Origin of the sequence: Segatella copri, from assembly GCF_024330485.1 — a bacterium.
Lineage (GTDB): Bacteria > Bacteroidota > Bacteroidia > Bacteroidales > Bacteroidaceae > Prevotella > Prevotella copri_L.
In genome coordinates this window covers 1-21,229 of the sequence record NZ_JANDWX010000009.1, presented here as the reverse complement: position 1 = coordinate 21,229, position 21,229 = coordinate 1, and the positions used below count along the sequence as shown (strand labels likewise).

Genomic DNA, 21,229 nt, shown 5'->3' with positions numbered 1-21,229 from the left:
TACGTAAATTTTGCGGGATTAAAATTTATTTGTACCTTTGCACCCGGTTAGCAGAGAGCTAACTAAGGGGTGCTACCGCCGGAAAAGAGAAAAAAGCGGATGCTGAGAATATACCCATCGACCTGAACCAGGTAATGCTGGCGTAGGAAAATAAGGCACATTCCCCCTTATATGATGTTTTTAATTTAAATAAATGAAAAGATTCAACGGGATCGCACTCAGTGTAGCGTTTTGCTCTTTGGCAAGCCAGGCTGCACTGGCACAGACAAAAATCGACACCTTGAAGGTGCAGAATTTGAATGAAGTGATTGTAAAAGGCGTACGTGCCGCAAAGGAAGCACCATACGCCGTGGCTAACATCAGGAAATCAGAACTCAAACAATTCTCTTGCTCAGGTCAGGAATTGCCATTTCTCCTTTCTCGTACACCGGGCATTCTCGCCTGGAGTGAGAACGGTATCGGCACCGGTACTACCTATATGCGCATTCGTGGCGCTGCCGGAAGCCGCATCAATGTAACACTCGACGGAGTGGCTCTCAACTCACCGGAAGACCAGACCGTTTTCTGGGCTAACATGAACAGTTATTCTTCGCTTCTGGGCAGCATCCAGGTACAGCGCGGCGTAGGCTCTTCTACCAATGGCGACGGTGCCTTCGGTGGAAGCATCTCTATGGCTACAGCTGCTCCTTCGCTCACCCCTACTGCAGAAGTTACCGGTTCTTTCGGTTCTTACAATACCTATCATACAGGCGCCAGCTTCTCTACAGGTCTGCTCGGCAAGCATCTGATTTTTGACGGTGCTTATCACGAGACAGCTACCGACGGTTATGTAGACGGCACAGCAGGCCGCTCAGGTTCTTACTATGGCGGACTGACCTGGCTGGGCGACAACTTCAAGATAAGCTACAAGAACATCGGCAACTTCGAGAAGACCGGTCAGGCTTGGAACGGTGTGCTGGGCGGAGATTACAACTCTAACTTCACCCTCCTTGAGGATGGCATCCGCACTTATAAAGATATGTATAAGGCAGGTCTGGATAAGTTTAATGTGCTGACAGGTGATTTGGTTCGCAACGGCAAGGGCGATTATACCATCACTCCTTATACCCTGCGCGACGGAAGCAAATGGGACAAGACTACTGATAACTTCTATCAGAACCACAACATCCTTTCGGCTACCTGGACACCAAGCAGCCACTGGAGCCACAGCCTCTCACTGCATTATACCTATGGCTACGGCTACTACAAGGAGTTCAAGAACAACGCCAAGTTTGCCAAGTTCGGACTCGTTTACAAGGATGCAGAGGGCAACAAGGTCAAGAAGTCTGACTTCATCCGCAAGAAGGGACTCACCCAGCATACCTACGGCATGGTATACAATACCAACTACAAGGATGAGCACTGGGATGTTATCGGCGGATTGAACCTGCAGCAGTTCCGTGGCAACCACTGGGGATACCTTACTTATATCGCCAACCAGGATGCCGAGAAGAAATTCTTCGGCAGCAACGGCCAGTATAAGTACTATGATTCTGATGCCCACAAGTATGACTACAGCGCCTTCGTCAAGGCAAGCTATCGCTTTGCAGACTACTGGAATGCCTTCGCTGACCTGCAGTATCGCCGTGTAGAATACAAGACCGACGGTATCAACGACAAGTTTATCGCCCAGGCAGATGGCAGCTACAAGAACCAGGAGCTGAACATCAACGAGAAGTACAACTTCTTCAACCCTAAGGCAGGTATCAGCTTCAACAAGGATGGCCACAAGGCATACGCATCTGTAGCCTACAGCAACCGCGAGCCAGAGCGTAACAACTTTACCGACAACTTCAACTATCCATTCCCAAAAGAGGAGAAGCTGCTCGATGTAGAGTTCGGCTATCAGTATCAGGGCGACAACTGGCATGCAGGCGCCAACTTCTACTATATGGATTATGACAACCAGCTGGCTCAGACCGGACAGTTGAGTGACATCGGCGAGGCGCTGACCACCAACATCAAGGATTCTTACCGTATGGGCGTAGAGCTGACAGCCGGCTGGGCACCATTGTCATGGTTGTCTGTAGAAGGAAATGCCGCTTTGAGCAAGAACAAGATCAAGGACTTTGATGAGTATGTAAGCAACTGGGATGATGAAACGAAGCCAGGCGTAGTACATTACGACAACTCAACCCTGTCTTATTCTCCATCAGCTATTCTGAACGGATTCATCGACATCCACTATGCCGGTTTCTCAGCTACCTGGCACACCAACTTTGTAAGTCGCCAGTATATTACCAACACAGAAGACCGCGACTTCTCACTGCCATGCTATTCACAGAGCGACCTGAGCCTGAACTACAGTGCTAAGGTAACCAAGGCTCTCGGCATCAAGGAGGTAAGCTTCGGTGTGGACATCAACAATATCTTCAACCGCCACTATGCAGCCAGCGCATTCACCTGGAGCAATGCTACCGGTTACGGATATACATTGGACAAACGATTCAAGCAGATAGCCTACATCCCAATGGCAGATACCACCTGGATGACGCATCTTACATTGAAGTTCTAATCAGAAATCATCATGATGGATTATATTGCATCACATGGTTTAGACATCTTTACCACGGTACTCGGACTGGTTTATATCCTGTTGGAGTACCGTGCCAGTATCTGGCTCTGGCTGGTAGGCATCATCATGCCCGCCCTGGACGTATGGCTCTATTGGAGTCATGGTCTTTACGGCGATGCGGGTATGGCGGTCTACTATACGATAGCCGGTATATATGGTTATGCCGTATGGAAATATGGCAAGAAACACAACCAGAAGGAGAAAGAAGAACTTCCGATTACCTATATGAAGAAGTCGCTCTATCTTCCTACTCTTCTGTTCTTCCTGGCAGCCTGGGGCATCACCTATTATATACTGATAACTTTCACCAACTCTACGGTTCCTCTGCAAGACAGTTTCACCAATGCCCTGAGCTTTGTAGGTCTCTGGGCGCTGGCACGCAAATATATCGAGCAGTGGTTCTTCTGGATTATCGTAGATGCCGTTTGCTTCTATCTCTATATCATCAAAGGCATCCCATTCAAGGCAGGACTTTACGGTCTCTACGTCATCATCGCCGTAGCCGGATACTTTAAATGGAAGAAGATGATGATGAAAAAGAGTTGCTAGTTAATAGTTCAGATATTATGAACGGAAAAAGGAAGCCAAGGCAAAAACAAACTTGCCAGGCTTCCTTTATTTCATTTATATAAACAAGAACCACTATACCAAGGTTCCGCGCTTAAACTTATCCTATCAGCGAAAAGCACATCCTTTATGCCCTTTTCACCTTTAATCCGTTTTCGATACTAACCAGTTCATCGCTGAATCCAGCATCAATCTTCAGCCTTTCTTCCACTTTTGTACAACTGTGGATAACTGTGCTATGATCACGATTACCAACGAGTTTGCCGATTCTCGAAGCAGGCATTTTGGTATATTTCTGTGCCAGATACATCGTTACCTGTCTTGCCACGACATAATCACGCTTACGGCTCTTGCTGTTCACGGCAGTAACCGTTACATTATAATGATGGCAAACCGTTTCAACAATATCATCGATGGTGAGCGGCTTATCATCCACCTTCACCGCACGCTTGATGACGCGCTCGGCAAGACGGATATCAATGCTGCTGTTATAAACAATGCTGTAAGCCAGAAGGCCATTGATGGCTCCCTGCAAATCGCGCACACTTCCGTTACAGGTCTGGGCGATGAAAGAGATGACATCTACCGGAATCTTCAAACCGTCACGACGGATCTTATTGCTCAGGATATCCACACACAACTGGATATTCGGCTTCTCCAACTCGCAGACCAGACCGCAAGAGAAACGGGTGAGCAGACGGTCTGGCATATCCTTCAACTCTACCGGAGGGCGGTCGCACGCCAGGATAATACGCTTTCCGTTGCGGAAAAGGTGGTTGAAGATATGGAAGAAGGTATTCAGCGTCTTCGCCTTACCAGCCCACTCCTGGATATCATCCACTATCAGCATATCGATAGACTGATAGAAGTTGATGAAATCATTGCTCGCATTATGGAGCACGGCATCAGTATACTGGGTCTGGAAAAGACGGGCACTCACATAGAGCACACGCTTCTGAGGATACATCTGCTTCGCTTTCAGGCCGATGGCATTCACCAGATGCGTCTTACCGCTACCCGAAGGTCCGTAAATGAACATTGGGTTAAACTGGGTGGTGTTTGGATGCTCGGCAATAGACAATCCTACGGAACGAGGCAGCTTATTGCTGTCACCCTCCATATAATTGTTGAAAGTAAGCTTCGGGTCTAACTGTGTATCAATGTCTTCCTGCTGCTGGGGAGCGGCAGGCTGGGCAGCCGTCTGCTGGGCACGCTCACGAGTTTGCTTTGCCATATCAGCATCGTCTGGATCTGCCTCTATATCTTGAGAAAGCTTATGCTCCTTATCGGTTACAACACGATAAGTGAGACGGATTCCTTCACCAAAATTACGATGCAGCACCTTACTTAACAAGTCAACAAAGTTCTGTTCCAAGTACTCGTATACGAACGGACTCGGAACCTGCACCAACAAAGTCTTTGTCGACGGCTTGTACGATTCAAAGACGATTGGCTTGAACCATGTGTTATATTGCTGCTCTGTTACACTGTCCTTTATGAGCAAAAGACTGTTGTCCCAGAGGGCTTTTGGACTTGCTAACATTGATTACTTATATTATTAATACTTTAATTCACAAATGACGGGACGCACCAAAAGATGCGAAATCACGTGCAAAGTTACAAAAAAAATAGGAGAAATGCAAATCCCCTTATTTAAAACATTTTAATAGATAGTCTTTAAATTACTGAATACCAAACACTTGCCTAAAATACAAATATAGCAGACTGAAATTCAGTGAAACAATAATGTAACGTCCCCGAAACGGCTAACAAACAAACAGTTTGCGAGTCATTTCGGGGCGTGAAACATACTGAATCTTATTTAGACTAAATTTATTTAGCTTTGACTCTTTTTACTTGTCTTTTCTACCGAAAACAGAGAAATGGACGTAGCGTTTCGGATGTGCCTTCAAGTCGATAACCAAGGAGTCGGCATGACTCATGGTTGACGTCAGATTGTCGTACAACTTGGTATCGTTCATCAGCAATCCGAGGCTTCCCTGGTTGCTGTTCAGCTTCTCAGTAAACTGATGAGCACTCTCCAAAGTCTGGTTCACCTTGTTCAAAGTGCCCTGCACATCAAGACTGGCCAGATTAGCTGTCAGACGGTTGGTATTATCCAGCACGCCATTCGCCTTTCTTACCATACCCGGAACCTGCTTGTTGAGACCCGCCATCAGCGTATTCAACTCACGTGTAGAAACGGTGAGGTTGCTTGTGATGGTTTCCACATTATGCAGCGAAGCAGCCAGAGCCGGGTCAGCCAGCAGCGCATTCACGCTGGTAAGGATAGAATCCAACTTAGGCAACATCTTTTCCACTACCGGAACCAGGTTGGCAGCCTTATCCATCATGCCTCCGTTTACAGCACCCGGAATGATACCACCCGGTTCTACTCTTTCGCGCGGATTGTTTGCCAGAAGCAGATTCACCTGCAGGTTACCCATCAGGTCTTTTACTATCTCGGCTTTACTGCCCTGCGGGATTCTCAAATCCTTGTTAATATCCACCTTTACTTTGATAGGACCATTCTCCTTGTAATCATATTCCAAGCCATCCACGGTACCTACCTTATAACCATCCGCATAAATAGGCGTAGAAGCACCCAGTCCCTGGATGTCATCAAACGTCATATAATAGGCGTTGTTGGTAGAGAACAGATTCATGCCTTTCAGAAAATTGATTCCGAAATACATAACCAAAATACCGACAATAGCTACAAGAGCTATCTTGATTTCTTTTGTTAGCTTCATATTTATCTCTTTATATATTCGTGCTTATATCTTATCCTTACTCAGGTCAATCAGCGGTTTCTGTTCTGTTTGAACTCACGTATAGCCTGATTCACATCATATTTCTTTCCATTCTTGAAAGCTATGATGAAAGCTTCCGGGAACTTCTCTGCAAGCGTCTTGCGCAAGCGGAAAATCTCATTATAGTTGGTAGAGGCTCCCATCGTATATTTCACCATATTGCCTTCCTGATAACTGTCATAACCGGTTTCGCCCTTGAAATGGGCATCGCCCTTGCGGAGCGTGCGGTTGCTGACAAATATCTGAAGCTTGAAGACAGGCGCATCGGCTACATTGGCTTTCTGCTGTGCCGGCTTGTTCTGAGCTACAGTTCTGTTCTGCTGCGTCTGTCTGTTCTGCTGCGTCTGTCTGTTCTGCTGAGCCGGCTTATCCTGCTGGTTCTGTCTTCTGTTCTGCTGAACCGTTTTAGCCTTTGTTGCTCTGGTTTCCACCTGCTTCACCGTTCTTCTCGGCGCAGTATCCGCCTCCTCAGCACGGCGCTCGTTCTTCTCCTGCTTCGTATCAGAAACTATCTTGGCAACCGGCACCGATTCGGTATCCGCAGCTCGATAAGGAACCGAGATGGATTTATCGTATTTATTGCGATATTGCGCAAAACCTTCGTAGATGCCTCGGGCGATATCATCCACCCTGCTGGCATCGTTGAGCAGTCTTTCTTCGTCAGCAGTGGTGATGAAACCGAGCTCTATCAGACAGCTAGGCATCGAAGTTTCTCTGAGAACCAGGAATCCAGCCTGATGCACACCCTTATCCGGACGGTTGGCACCGGAACATACCTTTCGCTGGATATTGCGCGCCAGTTCTACGCTTCTCTCCATATTCTTACCCTGTATAAACTCGAAGATGATGTAACTCTCAGAAGATCGCGGGTTGAAACCCTGATAGGTCTGCTGATAGCCCTTCTCCATCGAGATAACGGAGTTCTCTCGCATAGCCACATCGAGATTATCCTTGGCACGGTGCATACCGAGCGTATAGGTTTCAAAACCGCGGGCTATCTTACCGGCTGGCAGCGCATTGGTATGTACCGAGATAAACAGGTCGGCATTGGCGCGGTTAGCAATGTTGGCACGCTCTTTCAGAGGAATAAAGACATCCGTCTTGCGGGTATAGATGACTCTCACATCCGGCATATTGCGCTCAACATATTTGCCAAACTGCAATGCCACAGAGAGATTGATATTCTTTTCTTTGGAAATAGCACCAAGTGCACCCGCATCATGACCGCCATGACCTGGGTCGATAACGAGCGTGAAACGGCGGTTGGCGCCTGTCGCTGTCAGCACCAACATACACAATAGGGTCAATATGAATGTTATTTTCTTCAACATATCTTTCTGATGATTTTGCAAAATTACTACTTTTGTATCAGAAAACCTAAATCTACTATAAAGTTTTATCATTTGTTAATACAACTTCAACCCCTGCGCCGTCACAATCTGCTCCAAAAGGAGGATTAACTTTGGTAATGGCGAGTTGTATTTTCTGAATAGTCGGATATTCTGCAAAGAGTCGCTTTCCTATCCTTCCGGCTACATGTTCCAGCAGTTTGCTAGGTATCTCCATCTCCTGTTTCACGAGTTCATAGAGTTCTGCATAGTTGAGGGTTCCAGCCAGATCATCGGTTTCCATGGCTCTGGAGAAATCATAGCTCACATCCAGATTCACCACATAATCGTTGCCCACCTGGGTCTCCTGTGGCAGAACGCCGTGATATGCATGGAAACGGACATTCTTCAGGTATATCTTACTACGTAAAAGCATAGTTTATATCAGTTTCTATCTTGGGGATTAGGATTCGGAATCGCTATCATCGTAAAGTTTCATCAGGCTACCATCCTTCAGATATCTCTTCAGGGCTGTCACAACACCTTTCTTCCAGGTATTGATGTTATCTGAAGTAAGCTGGAGCTGATAAACGAGCTTGATGACATGTTCGATAGGCATACGGTAGCGCAGCACACCGGAAATCAGCTTGGCATAGTTCCAGTATTCAGGATTAAACTTCTCGCTCAATCCCTCAACCGTAATCTTATAGCCTCGCTTGTTCACAAACTGGAAGTCGTATCGCTTCAATCCTCCATCCAGAATGGTCTTCACAATCTTGCCTTTGCTTACAGATTTAGGCAGCATGATACCCTCGTCCTCATCCTGCAAACCCGTGAAGATTTCGTATGGATGACCATCGAGCAGTCCTACCAGAGCCACCCATTTCTCCTTATTATTCTGGAATCGCACCACATCGCATTCCAGTTCTCGAGGTCGCACCTCCATCACTTCAGGAGAGAAAACAGGAAGATGAGTTTCCTCTGAAACAACATTGGCTATCTGATCATAGAGTTTATTCCAATCAGACTGTTCTACATGATAATTCTGATGAAGTGTTGCCAGATTAGCATTCAATTCATCTATAAGAGCCTTGGAAGCCTCTTCAAAAGTCATATTTTCAGTATATTTCATATCAAACGTTTCATATTTAGGTGCAAAATTAAACTTTTATTTCTAAAATCTGAAACGTTTTGGCATATATTTCACTAAAAAAGCGAAAGAAAGACAACTTTTTGGGAAACTTTCACTAACTTTGCAGCAAAATAGGGTTTTGAAATGGAACAGAACTCCTATATATAATAAGGTATAATGATAAAATAAAAAAGATATGGAATCGATTAAGAACAGAACAAGCATCAGAAAATATGCAGAGAAGGAAGTTTCTGAAGAACTCCTGAACCGCCTTTTGGAAGAGGCAGAGCGCACCCCGACGATGGGAAACCTGCAGCTTTACAGCGTTGTGGTAACAAGAAGCGAAGAAGGAAAGAAGGCGCTGGCGCCAGCCCACTTCAACCAGCCAATGGTAACAGGAGCCCCTGTCGTCCTCACCATCTGTGCCGATTATCGCCGCACAACCCTCTGGGCAGAGAACCGCAAAGGAACCCCGGGCTATGACAACATTCTCTCTTTTATGAATGCAGCTACCGATGCCCTTCTTTTCACCCAGACCTTCACGAACCTAGCAGAAGAAGCCGGTTTAGGCACCTGTTTCCTGGGAACTACGGTTTATATGCCAAAGATGATCATCGACACCCTGAAACTCCCTAAGCTTGTAATGCCAGTAGCCACATTGACCATCGGATGGCCGGCAGAACATCCAGCCCTGAGCGACCGTCTCCCTCTGCGCAGCATCATCCACCACGAGCATTTCGAGGATTATACCCCAGAGAAGATTGACGACTTCTATGCTGAGAAGGAAGCTCTTGAAGAAAACAAGGAGTTCGTTCGCATCAACAACGTAGAGACCCTAGCCCAGGTTTTTACCGACATCCGATACACAAAGAAGGATTGCGAGGCGATGAGCCAAGGTTTCCTCGAAGCCCTCAAGCAGCAAGGATTTATTTAAAGGTAAAAAAGTAAAAGGGTAAAAGGGTAAAAGGGTAAAAAGCCCCCTCTCCCTCTTTGCACCCCCGTTCCCTGCGATTCCATCGCAGGTCCCCCGTAATATTAAAAGCCCCTGATGTAATAACACACCAGGGGCTATATAAATTTACGAGGGAATGGGGTTATAAAGGGTTAAGGCTTTTTTACCTTTTTACTTTTTTACCTTTTTACCTTTAAAAAGTGCCTTTTCATTATTCTACAACGATTGGCTTGTACTTAGGAACCAATGCCTTCATGATGCACCAGCCTACGAGGTAAGCAACACTACAGATGCAGAATACAATCATGTAGGCACCTGGCTTGCCATCGAAGCCCATGAAACTGAAGGCTGAACCCTGACCCTCTGCATAGGTGAAGAGCATACCGGAGCCCTTGTTAATCAGGAAGGAACCGATACCACCTGCCATTGCACCAATACCGGTGATAGTAGCTACAGTTGACTTAGGGAACATATCACCGATGGTAGAATAGAGGTTAGCTGACCAAGCCTGATGACCTGCACCGAGCAAACCGATGATAATAGCTGGCCACCATGCACTGTACGCACCCATAGGCTGGGCAATCAGACCAAGCAATGGGAAGCAAGCGAAAATCAACATCGCACGCATTCTACCGATATATGGATTCATACCCTTCTTGTCTACAAAGTAAGTTGGCAAGTAACCACCACCAATACTCAATACGGTTACAATAGCATAGAGAGTGAAGATGAGGGCGATACCCATACCAGAGTCTGAAGAGTAACCATACTGATCAGAGAAGTAAGCTGGTGCCCAGAAGAGGAAGAACCACCAAACACCATCAGTCATCAACTTACCTACGATGAATGACCAGGTCTGACGATAGCTGAAGCACTTCAGGAAACCGATAGTTTTCTCCTCAGCGGCAGTCTCTGTCTCTTTCTCAGCCTCAACCTTTTCGAGGTCCTCATCCTGCTCAATATAAGTAAGCTCAGCCTTATTAACATGCTTGCTCTTAGATGGTTTGTCATAGAGCCATACCCAGAGGCCCATCCATACGTAACCGAGCACACCGATGATGATGAAAGCCCACTCCCAGCCCATACTGCGAGCCAACAATGGAATGGTAGCTGGAGCTGCCAAAGCGCCTACTGAAGCACCACTGTTGAAGATAGCGGTAGAGAAAGCACGGTCTTTCTTAGGGAAATACTCTGCTGTTACCTTGATGGCTGCAGGGAAGTTACCTGCCTCACCCACAGCAAGAATCAAACGGCAAGAGAGGAACAGCCATACACTGATTGTAGCAATCGCTACGGCTGCATCACTACCAGCCTGCACCATGCGAAGCGCCTCGATAGAATCATATCCTTCCATCTGCATAGCTACCCAACCGCAACCGGCGTGCATCACAGCACCTGTTGACCATACGAAGATAGCGATGAGATAACCTTTCTTGGTGCCCATCCAGTCAACGAACTTACCTGCGAAGAGGTTGGCGATGGCATAGAAGATTGAGAAAAGACCGGTGATGGTACCATAGTGATCATCTGTCCAGTGGAATTCTGGAGCAATAAAGTCTTTCCATGTTAAAGAGAGAACCTGACGGTCCATGTAATTGACTGTGGTTGCAATGAAGAGCAGCGCACAGATTACCCAACGGAAGTTGGACATTTTGCTTGTTGTAATAGGACTCATTTTGCAAAAAGTTTTTAAGCGTTATACTTATTTTTATTTTAGATTACTATTTAGACGGCAAAGCCTGGCTCATATTAATCATAAGCCAGGTTGCCATTTACTGTACTTCTTTATTCCAATGTAGGAATCTTCACTACCTGCATATCGTTGTAGATCAGATTCTCACCTGCCATACCCCAGATAAAGGTATAGTTGCTGGTACCTGCTGCACAGTGGATAGACCACTCTGGAGCAATCACAGCCTGCTCGTTGTTCAACCAGATAGGACGTGTCTCCTGTGGTTCACCCATTACGTGGAGAATCTTCTGACCCTCTGGTACATTATAATAAAGGTAAGTCTCCATACGGCGGAGATGAGTATGAGCTGGCATGGTGTTCCATACAGAACCCTCCTTCAACTCAGTAACACCCATCTGCAACTGGCAGGTACGAACACCGGCTACACCGTCGATAATCAACTGGTGGATTACGCGGTCGTTGCTCTCCTTCAGGCTACCAGCCTTGATGTTGTTGGCATCCTTCAGGGTAACCTTCTTGGTAGGATATGTCTGATGAGCACAAGCGCTGTTCATATAGAACTTGGCTGGCTTAGCTGCATCCTTGCTGCTTACCTCGATGTTCTTGGCACCACGACCTACGTAGAGAGCCTCCTGGAAACCGAGTGTATACTTCTTGCCGTCAACGGTAACAGTACCCTCGCCACCGATGTTGATGATACCCAACTCGCGGTTGTCGAGCAGATTCTTCTGATCGTTTGGCTTGTCTGTATAGAGAGGAGCGATAGAAGTCAGCTTCAGAGGAGCGGTTGTTGGCTCAGCACCACCGATGAGGAAGCGGTCGAACATGGTGTATGTCCAGTTTACCTCGCCTGGAGCAAACACCTTCTCGATAGCGAATTCACCGCGAAGACGGTCTGTTGTATAGAGCTTTGCATCCATCGGATTACTTGCATAACGAACATTGTAGTTAGTGTAGGCATTTTCAGCCTTCACTTCATAACCACATTTTCCACACTGGCCAAAAGCCTGACTTGCTGTTAATACCATTGCTGCTAATATTAATGTTAATTTCTTCATTGTTATCTTGTTTTTATTTTTACCTTTTTACTTTTTTTCCTCCTTCACGATGCGCTGACGGTTGATAACCATCATGGCTACTGTGATGACTGCGAGAACACCCATACCTACGTATGAAAGCTTCACACCGCGATAGATAACCCATCCGAAGAGAGAGGATGCGAAATCGAGTGCACCGCCTGAGAATCCGTCAGGGATATGAGCAGCATTATCGCCTGTTGCTGCATAAACCTGGTTGGCTGCCAGCGTAAAGTCTGGTGCCATATCGGTAACGAAGTAGAGACCGATGACGAGGGTTACCAGACCGATGATAAGCGTCTTCACCACATTACCTCTTGTAAACGGCAGAATCATTGGGAAGAGGTAGAACATACCTGCCAACGAAGCCAAAGGCAAGAACTGGTTACCTGGCAGGAAGACTGCGATAGCAAGGATAACCGGAATCAGAATCACAGATGCTACCAGGGTAGTAGGATGACCGATAACCAGGGCAGGACTCATACCGATATGAACCTTCTTGCCGTTAAACTTGGTCTTCACCAACTCCTGTGTCTTCTCTGAGATAGGCTTCAAACCGTCGATAAACAGGGCTGTAATACGAGGAATCAACTCCATCACAGCACCCATCGTTACACCCAGGAAGAGAATCTTCTTGATATCGAGCTGGGCTGCCCAACCTATCAGGGCACCTACGATAACACCGAGTACCAGTGGCTCACCGAGCACACCAAACTTCTTCTTCAGTCCCTCTGCATCGATATCGAGCTTAGAGAAGCCCGGAATCATATCGAAGAGTTTATTGAAAACGATTGCGAATGGCATGAAACTCTGGCAGAATGGCTGCGGAATTGAGATACCATCCAAATCGTAATATTTCTGGAATCTGTCGGCTGTCAGGTCTGCACAAACCAGCGTGTTGATGTAGCAGACGATAGCTGCGAAATAGCCCCAGAGCAAACTCTGGCCCATCACGAAGTAAGCCACCGCACCGATAAAGGCGAAGTGCCAGTAGTTCCAGAGGTCGATATTTACTGTACGTGTTGTCTTGGTAATCAACATCAGAAAGTTGACACCCAGACAGATTGGGATAATCAATGCGCCCACTGCTGTATTGTAAGCTACAGCTGCAGCTGCAGGCCATCCCATGTCAAAAACGTTTAGCTGTAGGTGGTAGATGTCAGAAATAGCCTTCAATGGGTCGTTGAAGTTGGTAGTCAGCAATGCTGTTACCACGCCCAAGCCTACGAAACCCACGCCTACGAAGAGTCCCGACTTCAGAGCCTTTCCGAATTTCATGCCAATACACAGACCGATAACCGTGAAGATGATAGGCATCATCACGCTCGCACCGAGACTGATAATATAGCTAAATACTTGTTCCATTTTAATTTTTTGAATTGTTTAATTGTTAGAAAATACTCGACAAGGAGCACCCTCTTTTGTCTTTAGATGATTTGTTGTGTGCAAAGATACACTTTTTTCTTCAATTACAATACGTTTTAAAGGAAAAATTTACGCAAAAAAAAATCCTATCAGAACATTTCTGATAGGATTTCTCTATTTTTATACGTTTTTAAATGATTTTTTACCGAATCGGTCTTCATTCTTCCCTCTTCACTTCCTAGTCCTGGAAGTAAACTCTCTTCACACGGTTGCTGATGGTGGTCAGCACCTCGTAAGGAATCGTCTCGAGGATGTCGCTCAGTGTCTGGACAGGCAGATGCTCGCCGAAGATTTCTACCGAATCTCCTTCCTTGCAAGGGATGTCGGTCACGTCTATCATCGCCACATCCATACAGATGTTGCCCACATATTCTGCCTTCTGGCCGTTCACCAGACAGTAGGCATGACGGTTGCCCAGACGGCGGTTCAGTCCGTCAGCATATCCGATAGGGATGGCTGCGATGACGCTGTCTCTGTCGAGAATTGTCTTGCGGCTGTAGCCCACACTGTCACCTGCCTTCACGTTGTGCATCTGCAGAATGGTTGTCTTCAGGGTGCTCACGCAGTTGATGGTCTTGTTGTTGCGCGAATTGATACCGTAGAGTCCGAGTCCCAGACGGCACATATCCAGCTGGCGCTCCGGGAAGTGCTCGATACCTGCCGAATTGCAGATATGGCGCAAAATCTTATGGTCGAAGGCTGCCTGCAACTGCTTGCTGCCCTTGTCGAAGAGTTCAAACTGATGAGCTGAGAAATCATCGAAGCTGTCGTCATCGCTGCCCACGAAGTGAGAGAACACAGAACGTGGGATGATGGCATTCTGGTGCTTCAGCTTACCGATGAGTTCCTCCATATCGTTCTCAGGGTCGAAGCCCATGCGGTGCATGCCGGTATCCAGTTTGATATGGACAGGGAAACCGGTTACGCCCTCTTTCTCGGCTGCCTTGATGAGCGCATCGAGCAGACGGAAAGAGTAAACCTCCGGCTCCAGGTCGTAATCGAACATGGTCTTGAAGGCGGTCATCTCCGGATTCATGATCATGATATTGCTGGTGATGCCGTTCTTGCGCAGCGTAACGCCCTCATCGGCTACAGCCACAGCCAGATAGTCTACACGATGATCCTGCAGGGTCTTGGCTATCTCCACGGCACCTGCACCGTAGCCGTCTGCCTTGATCATGCATACCAGCTTGGTTTCCGGCTTCATGAACGCACGGTAGTAGTTCAGATTGGCTACCACGGCGTTGAGATTCACCTCCAGCGTTGTTTCGTGTACCTTCTGTACCAGCAGTTCAGTGAGCTGGTCGAAGCCAAACTGGCGGGCGCCCTTCAGCAGAATCACCTCATCGCGCAGGGAAGCAAACACCTCGCTGGCGATGAATTCATCTACATTCGGGAAGAAGAACTTCTCTGAAATCTGAATCACATCGTGCTGCTTGCAGAGCTCAGGACCGATACCGATGAACTTTACCACGCCACGTTTACGGGCTAAATCGCTCACCTCTTTATATAAAGCCTCCGGTTCCTGACCGCTCTGGTAGATGTCGCTCAATATCAGTGTATGGCGACGACCGCGATGGTCTGGACGGCGGTTCATGAAGTCGAGAGCGATATCGAGCGAGTTGATATCACTGTTGTAGCTGTCGTTGATCAGCGTACATCCGTGCTGTCCTACCTTCACCTCCAGTCTCATTGCCACAGGTTCGAGCTGTGTCATGCGCTTGTCGATATCTTCAGCCGAAAGACCGAGTTTCGATGCCACGACGGCAGAGATGATGGCATTCTGTACAGATGCATCGTCGATGAACGGGATAGAGAAGCTGTCTTCCTCACCTTTATATATATAGGTAATCACGCTCACGCTCTGCTGCTTCTCGATGTTCTTTACATAGAAAGAAGCCTCCGGGTTCTTGAGCGACCAGAAGAGTTTCTCGCCTTTATAGTCGGGATATTCGGCTATCACCTTGTTGATAACCTCGTCATCGCCATCATAGATTACGGTCTCTGCGTCATGGAAGAGGATGAGTTTCTCCCGGCATTTCTCCTCCAAGGAAGAGAAGTTCTCCTGATGCGCAGCACCCAGATTGGTCAGTACGGCGATGGTTGGCTGGATGATGTCACGCAGGGCAAGCATCTCGCCAGGCATACTGATACCTGCCTCGAAAACGCCCACCTGGGTCTGCTCGTTCATCAGCCATACCGACAATGGCACACCTATCTGAGAGTTGTAACTGCGCGGACTGCGGGTAACAAACATGCTTGGCGAGAGCAGCTGGTAGAGCCACTCCTTGACCATGGTCTTGCCGTTTGAACCCGTGATTCCTACGATAGGGATGTTAAACTCGTCACGGTGGCGCTCAGCCAGACGCTGGAGAGCCTCGAGCGTGTTTACTACCTTCAGGAAGTTGGCTCCCGGATAATCAGAAGCATAGCCCTTAGGCACATTCGTTACAACAAAGTTTTTCACACCTCTGCGATACAACTCAGGGATGTAGTTATGACCATCATTACGCTCCGACTTGAGCGCAAAGAACAGAGTTTCCTCTGGGAAACAAAGTGAACGACTATCGGTCAGGATAAAACCGATGTTGGTATCATTGTCTCCATAGCGACGCGCACCTATCAGTGTGGTTACCTTTTCAATAGTATATGTCATTGTCTTGTTATTTAAATATTCTTTATTTTATAAGAGATGATATTTCTCCTCAAATTGTCTTTTCTTCTCTTCCGTCCTGGCGATGAACTTCTGGTGTTCCTCGCTCTCGGGATGGAAGGGCTTGTGGCCGAGTGCTTCGCGGATAGGCCTCCAGTCTTCCAGAAACTGCTCCGCTGCCTTGCCGAAGTAAGTTGCCCGGAACCGCTCCCAGATATATTCCACAGCCTGTTCGCTCGGGTGCAGCATGTCTTCCTTGTAGAAGCGGTAGTCACGAAGTTCATCGTTCATAATCTCGTAAGCCGGAAAATAGCTCACCACTCCGGGATTCTCCTTCACCAGCTTATCGGCTGCCAGCAGGAGCGTAGCCTTCGAAAGCTGACTCCCGTGATAGCCGTATTTCGCATAGCGGATAGGGCTTACCGTGATGATTACCTTCAGAGTGCCTTCACTGCCATCAGATGCTGCGGTCTGCGATTTCAGCAGATTGATAGCCTTCTGCAGATAGCCGGCACATTCGTCCACGCTCAGTTCCCGCTCTTCGAAGAGGCGCTGCGGGCGCTTCTGGCAGTTGTCCACTATCTCGCCCGTCTCCTTCAGGATATACACATGGTTGGTACCCAGCGTAAAGACAGCCACACGGGGGCGGACCTCGGAACATTTCTCTACCGTATGGAGAATGCTTGCCGGATTATACATCACCCCGAAGGGATTCACCGTAGCCCGGAAGCGGTTCTCCACAAACCGCCTACCCAGATTGTCGGCAAAGCAACTGCCCACAAAGAGCATCCGCTCTGCCGCCCCTATCTCGAAGTCGGCCTTCGGAATATCTATTTCTGTGCGAAACAGCATAAGTCTTTCTCCTTTTTATTCATTCACTTCCGGAGAAGCCTTCTTGCGTTTTCTCACCTCAACCACTACACCTATTATAATAAGGAGAGCCAGAACGCCATAACCGATGTAAGCCACCGTCTCGGTATTCTTGAGCGACTGAGGATGGAAATCGAGCACAACCTTATGGCTTCCTGCTTTCACGTTCAGCGCACGCAGAATATAGTTCACTCTGCCCAGCTCAGCCGGCTGTCCATCAACCGTAGCCGTCCAGCCCGGATAGTAAATCTCAGAGAATACGATCACGCCGCCCTTGCTCGACTTCACCTCGTAAGTCAGGTTGTTCGGCTTATACTGAATCATCTTCACCACCGAAGTATCATCCTGCTTTACGCTCTGCGCCAGCTGTTCCTTAAACTTGGCATCAGCCACAGCCACGTGTCGGAGGTTTACCTTGCCCACACCATCGATTTCCTCGTTGGCATTGTTCACATACTTCACCTCGTCTACGAACCATGCATTGCCGTAGGCATACGGATTCTGAACCGGAACGGTCTGTCCGCCCTGCAGCGGCATGATGAAGTATTTGGTATTCAGCATGTTCAATACCGGATAGATACTGTCGCCGTTCACCTTGGTCATATCGCCGCCCGCAGCAGCTACCGCCTGCATCGTCTTCTGCATCTCAGGAGCGATATGTGCATCAATCATCTCCTGGTAGCGACGGAGCTTGGCTGGATGATAACCGCCGATGCTCTTGTGGTAGTAAGAGGTCTCGTTCTCATTGAATGTATTCGATGCCAGATTCAGCACACGGTAGTCGAGTGCCTTGTCACGGCAGATAATCTTGTCGGTCTCGGTCATCTGCTGCGGTGTATCGCGCTGCGCCTTGTCCACGAACATATCATCGTAGAGATAGCGCTTGTTCACCATCCACATATCCACCAGACAGAGCACGGCAATACCGGCAATCATATATTCCTTGCCCAGCTTCTTCATCTTGAAGAGCATCAGCAGTGCCGAACCGATGAGGATAATCCAGAACGAACGCCAGCAGTCGGATGTGAAGATGCCCTTGCGGATATCCGTCAGATTGCTCATGATTGGAGAGATATACTCCTGAGGCAACTGCTGCAGCGCCTGTGTCTCCTGTACCGATACGAAATCTGGGAAGAATACGCCCGGCATGATGGCAAAGAGCAGACAGAAGCCTGCTGTCAGACCAAAGCTGGCATATACATATTTTATCTTCTCTGTCAGAATTTCCGGCTCATCCACAATCTTCTTCAGCGCCATCATCGCCAGGAGCGGGATGGTGAATTCTGCGATGACCAGGATAGATGCCACCGTTCGGAACTTGGCATACATCGGCACATAATCGAGGAAGAAATTGGTAAACGGCATGAAGTTTCTACCCCAAGCGAGCAGGATGCTCAGGATGGTGGCAGCGAGCAGCGCCCACTTCATCGGACCCTTCACGATAAACAGACCGAGGATAAAGAGCATGCAGACGAAGGCACCTACATATACCGGTCCGCTCGTTCCCGGCTGGTTGCCCCAGTACTGTCCCAGCTGCTGGTAAATCTGCACGAAGTTAGGATCCGCCTTCTCCATCGCCTTCTGGTTCTGCGCCAGCGGAACGGAGGCGCCGCCCTTGGCATCCGGAATCATCAGCGTCCACGTTTCGTCGATACCGTAACTCCACTGTGTGATATAGTCTCTATCCAGACCGCTGCTGGTCTGATTAGCCACATTTTTCTTTACAAGTTCACTCTTTCCACGCATGGTTTCCTGACCGTACTGCCAGGTATGATAAAGGTTCGAGAGGTTGAGCGAGATACCGATGAGGGCACCCACCACGCATACCGCCGTAGCCTTTCCGAAACGTGCGAGTTCACCTTTCTTGATGGCATCTACCAGGAAGGCAATCACCATGAAGAGGATGATAAAGAGGTAGTAATAAGTCATCTGCACGTGGTTAGCCTGCACCTCGAAAGCCGAGAAGATGGCAGTAAGGAGCAGTCCCTTGAGATACTTGCCCCGATAGGCAAGCACCACGCCCGCAATCATCGGAGGCAGATAAGCCAGCGCCCATACCTTCCAGATATGTCCGGCAGCGATGATGATGAAAAAGTAGGACGAGAATGCCCAGATGATACTTCCCAGCGCTGCCAGCGACTGTCTGAAGTTGAAGGCACGCAGCATGATATAGAAGCCCAGGAGGTATACAAAGACATACCAAACATAGTCTGGCAACCACAGATGATATGCCTTCACAATCTGGCTGAGCACCTGATTACTGTCATACGAAGGCGACATCTGATAGGTAGGCATACCGCCAAACACCGAGTTCGTCCATCGTGTAGTCTCTCCCGTCTGCTGCTGGAAGAGTTCCTTTTCATGTCCCAGTCCCTTTCCTGCCGCTGCATCATGTCGGAAGAGGATTCGTCCGTCCATATCGGCAGGCATAAAGTAGACGAAGGAGATGATTGCAAATGCAATAACTACCAGAATATCCAGTAGATACTTCTTCAAAAATTTCATATTTCTATATAAACGTTTATAATTTGAAGGCAAAGATAGCACAAATTGGAGACAAAACAAAAAAATATAGCAAAAATTTATATTTTTTTTGTTGAGAAAGTTGTATTAGGTCAGAAATAGGGGTTCCCCTCTATCATTTAGGGAAACACTCACTGCCGTTTCGTTTTTTATCCCTACCTTTGCACCGTAAAACAAGTTTCTTCAAACAGAATATATTAATGTATAAAAGAATAAGAATTATGAAAAGATTAGCATTCATCATGATGGCATTGCTCCTGGCTCTGATGCCGGCAGCAGCACAGAATTATCGTGACAGCAGATATTATAACAAGCAGACGGGGCATCTCGACTACCGTTACAACCACAACTACGGCAGTCCGTATTACGGATTCCGCATCGGTCCTGCCTTCACCTTTGTCAATTCCGACGATTCCCGTCTGGATGGTGGCGACTGGCAGACCGGCCTGAATGTGGGCGTAGTAGCCGGCATTCCATTGACCAACAGTGCCCCACTCTATCTCGAAACCGGACTTTCATATATAGAGAAAGGTGGCAAGAAGGATCTTCCTGAAGGCAAGAAGATGACCTACGACCTCAATTATCTTGAGATTCCAGCCGTACTGAAGTACAAGTACGAAGTAGACGACCACTTCTCCATCCAGCCTCAGGTAGGCGGCTATTTTGCCGTTGGTGTAGGAGGCAAGATCAAGAACTTTGCCGAGCGTGAAGCAGAGAGCTCATTCAAGGATGCAAACTTCCGCCGCCTTGATGGTGGTATCCGCATCGGCTGCGGCATCGGCTACGACATGTTCTATGCCGATCTCACCTACGATATCGGTCTTGCCAACATCTGCCACGACAGTTTCGACAAATCGCGCAATGGAGCCCTCCAGCTCAATTTCGGAGTTAACTTCTAGGAAACCTCAGCCGTAACCCAGTTCTTGAACTTCACGGCAGTAGGAAGTTTGGAGCCGAGAACCAAAGCATAGGAACCGCTCTCGTTGACATAGAGCATCTGTTGGGCACAGAACTGCGGTTCTCCTTTTTTAAAAAACTACCCATGCACCCTAAAACAGGGGGCATGGGTAAGACCATCCGTATTCAGTATTCAGTTATTCAGTTTTTTTTTAAACCCTTACATGGATAAAGGGTTTGAAAACCCGAAAGAAAGGGATTGGTTATTTTGTAATGTATTTTTATTATTATATTATATTATATATATTATATATTATATATGTAGATATATAGATAGTATATAAACTTTACTTTTTAGGGGGGGGGAAGCAACCCCTTAAAAAAAAACTGAATAACTGAATACTGAATAAGGTGCTGTGTTTTCTTCTCTTTAACTCTATGTTTTCTCTTCTGAAAAAGTATGAGTTGCGGGGCGCAAAACGGCGAGTTAGATTGTTTAACATAAAGCTCTAAAGCAGCCAAAGGAGAATAAGAGAGGTTGGAACGTAAACAGTTGGGAATGAGCATATTTGCACAAAGTTGCCAAATCGGCATAAAGCAAGCGAGTGAGGAATATTGAAGTAGTTCAGTTACTAAATCGTGAGCCACAGTTACCTATGCAAAGCAGGTAACAATGCGGAAAGGCA

Annotated in this window: 15 protein-coding genes and 1 pseudogene; 4 read left to right on the top strand and 12 right to left on the bottom strand. The window is 47.5% G+C overall.

All coding sequences use genetic code 11. The annotated features are described in order from the left end of the window. Positions 1–193 precede the first annotated feature (193 nt). Positions 194–2,554 (top strand): TonB-dependent receptor, encoded by a 2,361-nt coding sequence (locus NNC77_RS06980; RefSeq protein ID WP_254970582.1) that lies wholly within the window; start codon positions 194–196, stop codon positions 2,552–2,554. 12 nt (positions 2,555–2,566) lie between these two features. Next, the gene (gene pnuC / locus NNC77_RS06975) at positions 2,567–3,163 is read left to right on the top strand and encodes a nicotinamide riboside transporter PnuC (RefSeq protein ID WP_254970577.1); all 597 of its coding nucleotides are present in this window, start codon (positions 2,567–2,569) and stop codon (positions 3,161–3,163) included. 145 nt (positions 3,164–3,308) lie between these two features. Here the strand turns inward: pnuC and dnaA are convergent, their stop codons facing one another. The 5 genes and pseudogenes from dnaA to NNC77_RS06950 all read right to left on the bottom strand — a co-directional run. Continuing rightward, positions 3,309–4,724 carry a chromosomal replication initiator protein DnaA gene (gene dnaA / locus NNC77_RS06970; protein ID WP_153082260.1) on the bottom strand — a complete coding sequence of 472 codons (1,416 nt, stop codon included), beginning with the start codon at positions 4,722–4,724 and terminating at the stop codon, positions 3,309–3,311. A 310-nt stretch (positions 4,725–5,034) separates the two neighbouring features. Beyond that, positions 5,035–5,934 carry an MlaD family protein gene (locus NNC77_RS06965; RefSeq protein ID WP_118139295.1) on the bottom strand — a complete coding sequence of 300 codons (900 nt, stop codon included), beginning with the start codon at positions 5,932–5,934 and terminating at the stop codon, positions 5,035–5,037. 50 nt (positions 5,935–5,984) lie between these two features. Continuing rightward, on the bottom strand, positions 5,985–7,325 hold the full coding sequence (locus NNC77_RS06960) for an N-acetylmuramoyl-L-alanine amidase family protein (RefSeq protein ID WP_254970575.1): 1,341 nt from the start codon (positions 7,323–7,325) through the stop codon (positions 5,985–5,987). 55 nt (positions 7,326–7,380) lie between these two features. Beyond that, positions 7,381–7,758 (bottom strand): dihydroneopterin aldolase, encoded by a 378-nt coding sequence (gene folB / locus NNC77_RS06955; protein WP_254970573.1) that lies wholly within the window; start codon positions 7,756–7,758, stop codon positions 7,381–7,383. Between the two features lie 66 nt (positions 7,759–7,824). Next, positions 7,825–8,283 (bottom strand): annotated as a pseudogene (locus NNC77_RS06950) (adenosylcobalamin-dependent ribonucleoside-diphosphate reductase); the annotation flags it as partial. 367 nt (positions 8,284–8,650) lie between these two features. On the opposite strand from NNC77_RS06950, the gene NNC77_RS06945 reads away from it, so the two are divergent. Continuing rightward, on the top strand, positions 8,651–9,388 hold the full coding sequence (locus NNC77_RS06945) for a nitroreductase family protein (protein ID WP_118190082.1): 738 nt from the start codon (positions 8,651–8,653) through the stop codon (positions 9,386–9,388). A gap of 229 nt (positions 9,389–9,617) precedes the next feature. On the opposite strand, the gene NNC77_RS06940 is transcribed toward NNC77_RS06945, so the two are convergent. The 6 genes from NNC77_RS06940 to NNC77_RS06915 all read right to left on the bottom strand — a co-directional run bounded on the left by NNC77_RS06940 (position 9,618) and on the right by NNC77_RS06915 (position 19,628). After that, positions 9,618–11,081 carry an MFS transporter gene (locus NNC77_RS06940; RefSeq protein WP_254970571.1) on the bottom strand — a complete coding sequence of 488 codons (1,464 nt, stop codon included), beginning with the start codon at positions 11,079–11,081 and terminating at the stop codon, positions 9,618–9,620. A 110-nt stretch (positions 11,082–11,191) separates the two neighbouring features. Further along, on the bottom strand, positions 11,192–12,157 hold the full coding sequence (kduI, locus tag NNC77_RS06935) for a 5-dehydro-4-deoxy-D-glucuronate isomerase (RefSeq protein WP_254970570.1): 966 nt from the start codon (positions 12,155–12,157) through the stop codon (positions 11,192–11,194). Between the two features lie 27 nt (positions 12,158–12,184). After that, positions 12,185–13,540, bottom strand: a complete 1,356-nt coding sequence (locus NNC77_RS06930) for a PTS galactitol transporter subunit IIC (protein ID WP_117695507.1) — start codon at positions 13,538–13,540, stop codon at positions 12,185–12,187. A gap of 238 nt (positions 13,541–13,778) precedes the next feature. Further along, complete coding sequence (locus NNC77_RS06925; protein WP_254970568.1) at positions 13,779–16,256, bottom strand: bifunctional UDP-N-acetylmuramoyl-tripeptide:D-alanyl-D-alanine ligase/alanine racemase; 2,478 nt, start codon at positions 16,254–16,256, stop codon at positions 13,779–13,781. Between the two features lie 27 nt (positions 16,257–16,283). Further along, the gene (locus tag NNC77_RS06920) at positions 16,284–17,105 is read right to left on the bottom strand and encodes a GSCFA domain-containing protein (protein ID WP_118063692.1); all 822 of its coding nucleotides are present in this window, start codon (positions 17,103–17,105) and stop codon (positions 16,284–16,286) included. Positions 17,106–17,120: 15 nt separating this feature from the next. Then, entirely contained in the window at positions 17,121–19,628 is a 2,508-nt protein-coding gene (locus tag NNC77_RS06915; RefSeq protein WP_118190090.1) for a YfhO family protein, read from the bottom strand. Between the two features lie 239 nt (positions 19,629–19,867). Between NNC77_RS06915 and NNC77_RS06910 the strand changes: the two genes are divergently transcribed. Further along, entirely contained in the window at positions 19,868–20,545 is a 678-nt protein-coding gene (locus NNC77_RS06910) for an outer membrane beta-barrel protein (RefSeq protein ID WP_254970567.1), read from the top strand. Here NNC77_RS06910 and NNC77_RS06905 read toward each other — a convergent pair. After that, positions 20,542–20,643 carry a BRO family protein gene (locus NNC77_RS06905; RefSeq protein ID WP_254970565.1) on the bottom strand — a complete coding sequence of 34 codons (102 nt, stop codon included), beginning with the start codon at positions 20,641–20,643 and terminating at the stop codon, positions 20,542–20,544. The two genes, NNC77_RS06910 and NNC77_RS06905, sit on opposite strands and share 4 nt — an antisense overlap. Positions 20,644–21,229: the final 586 nt, after the last annotated feature.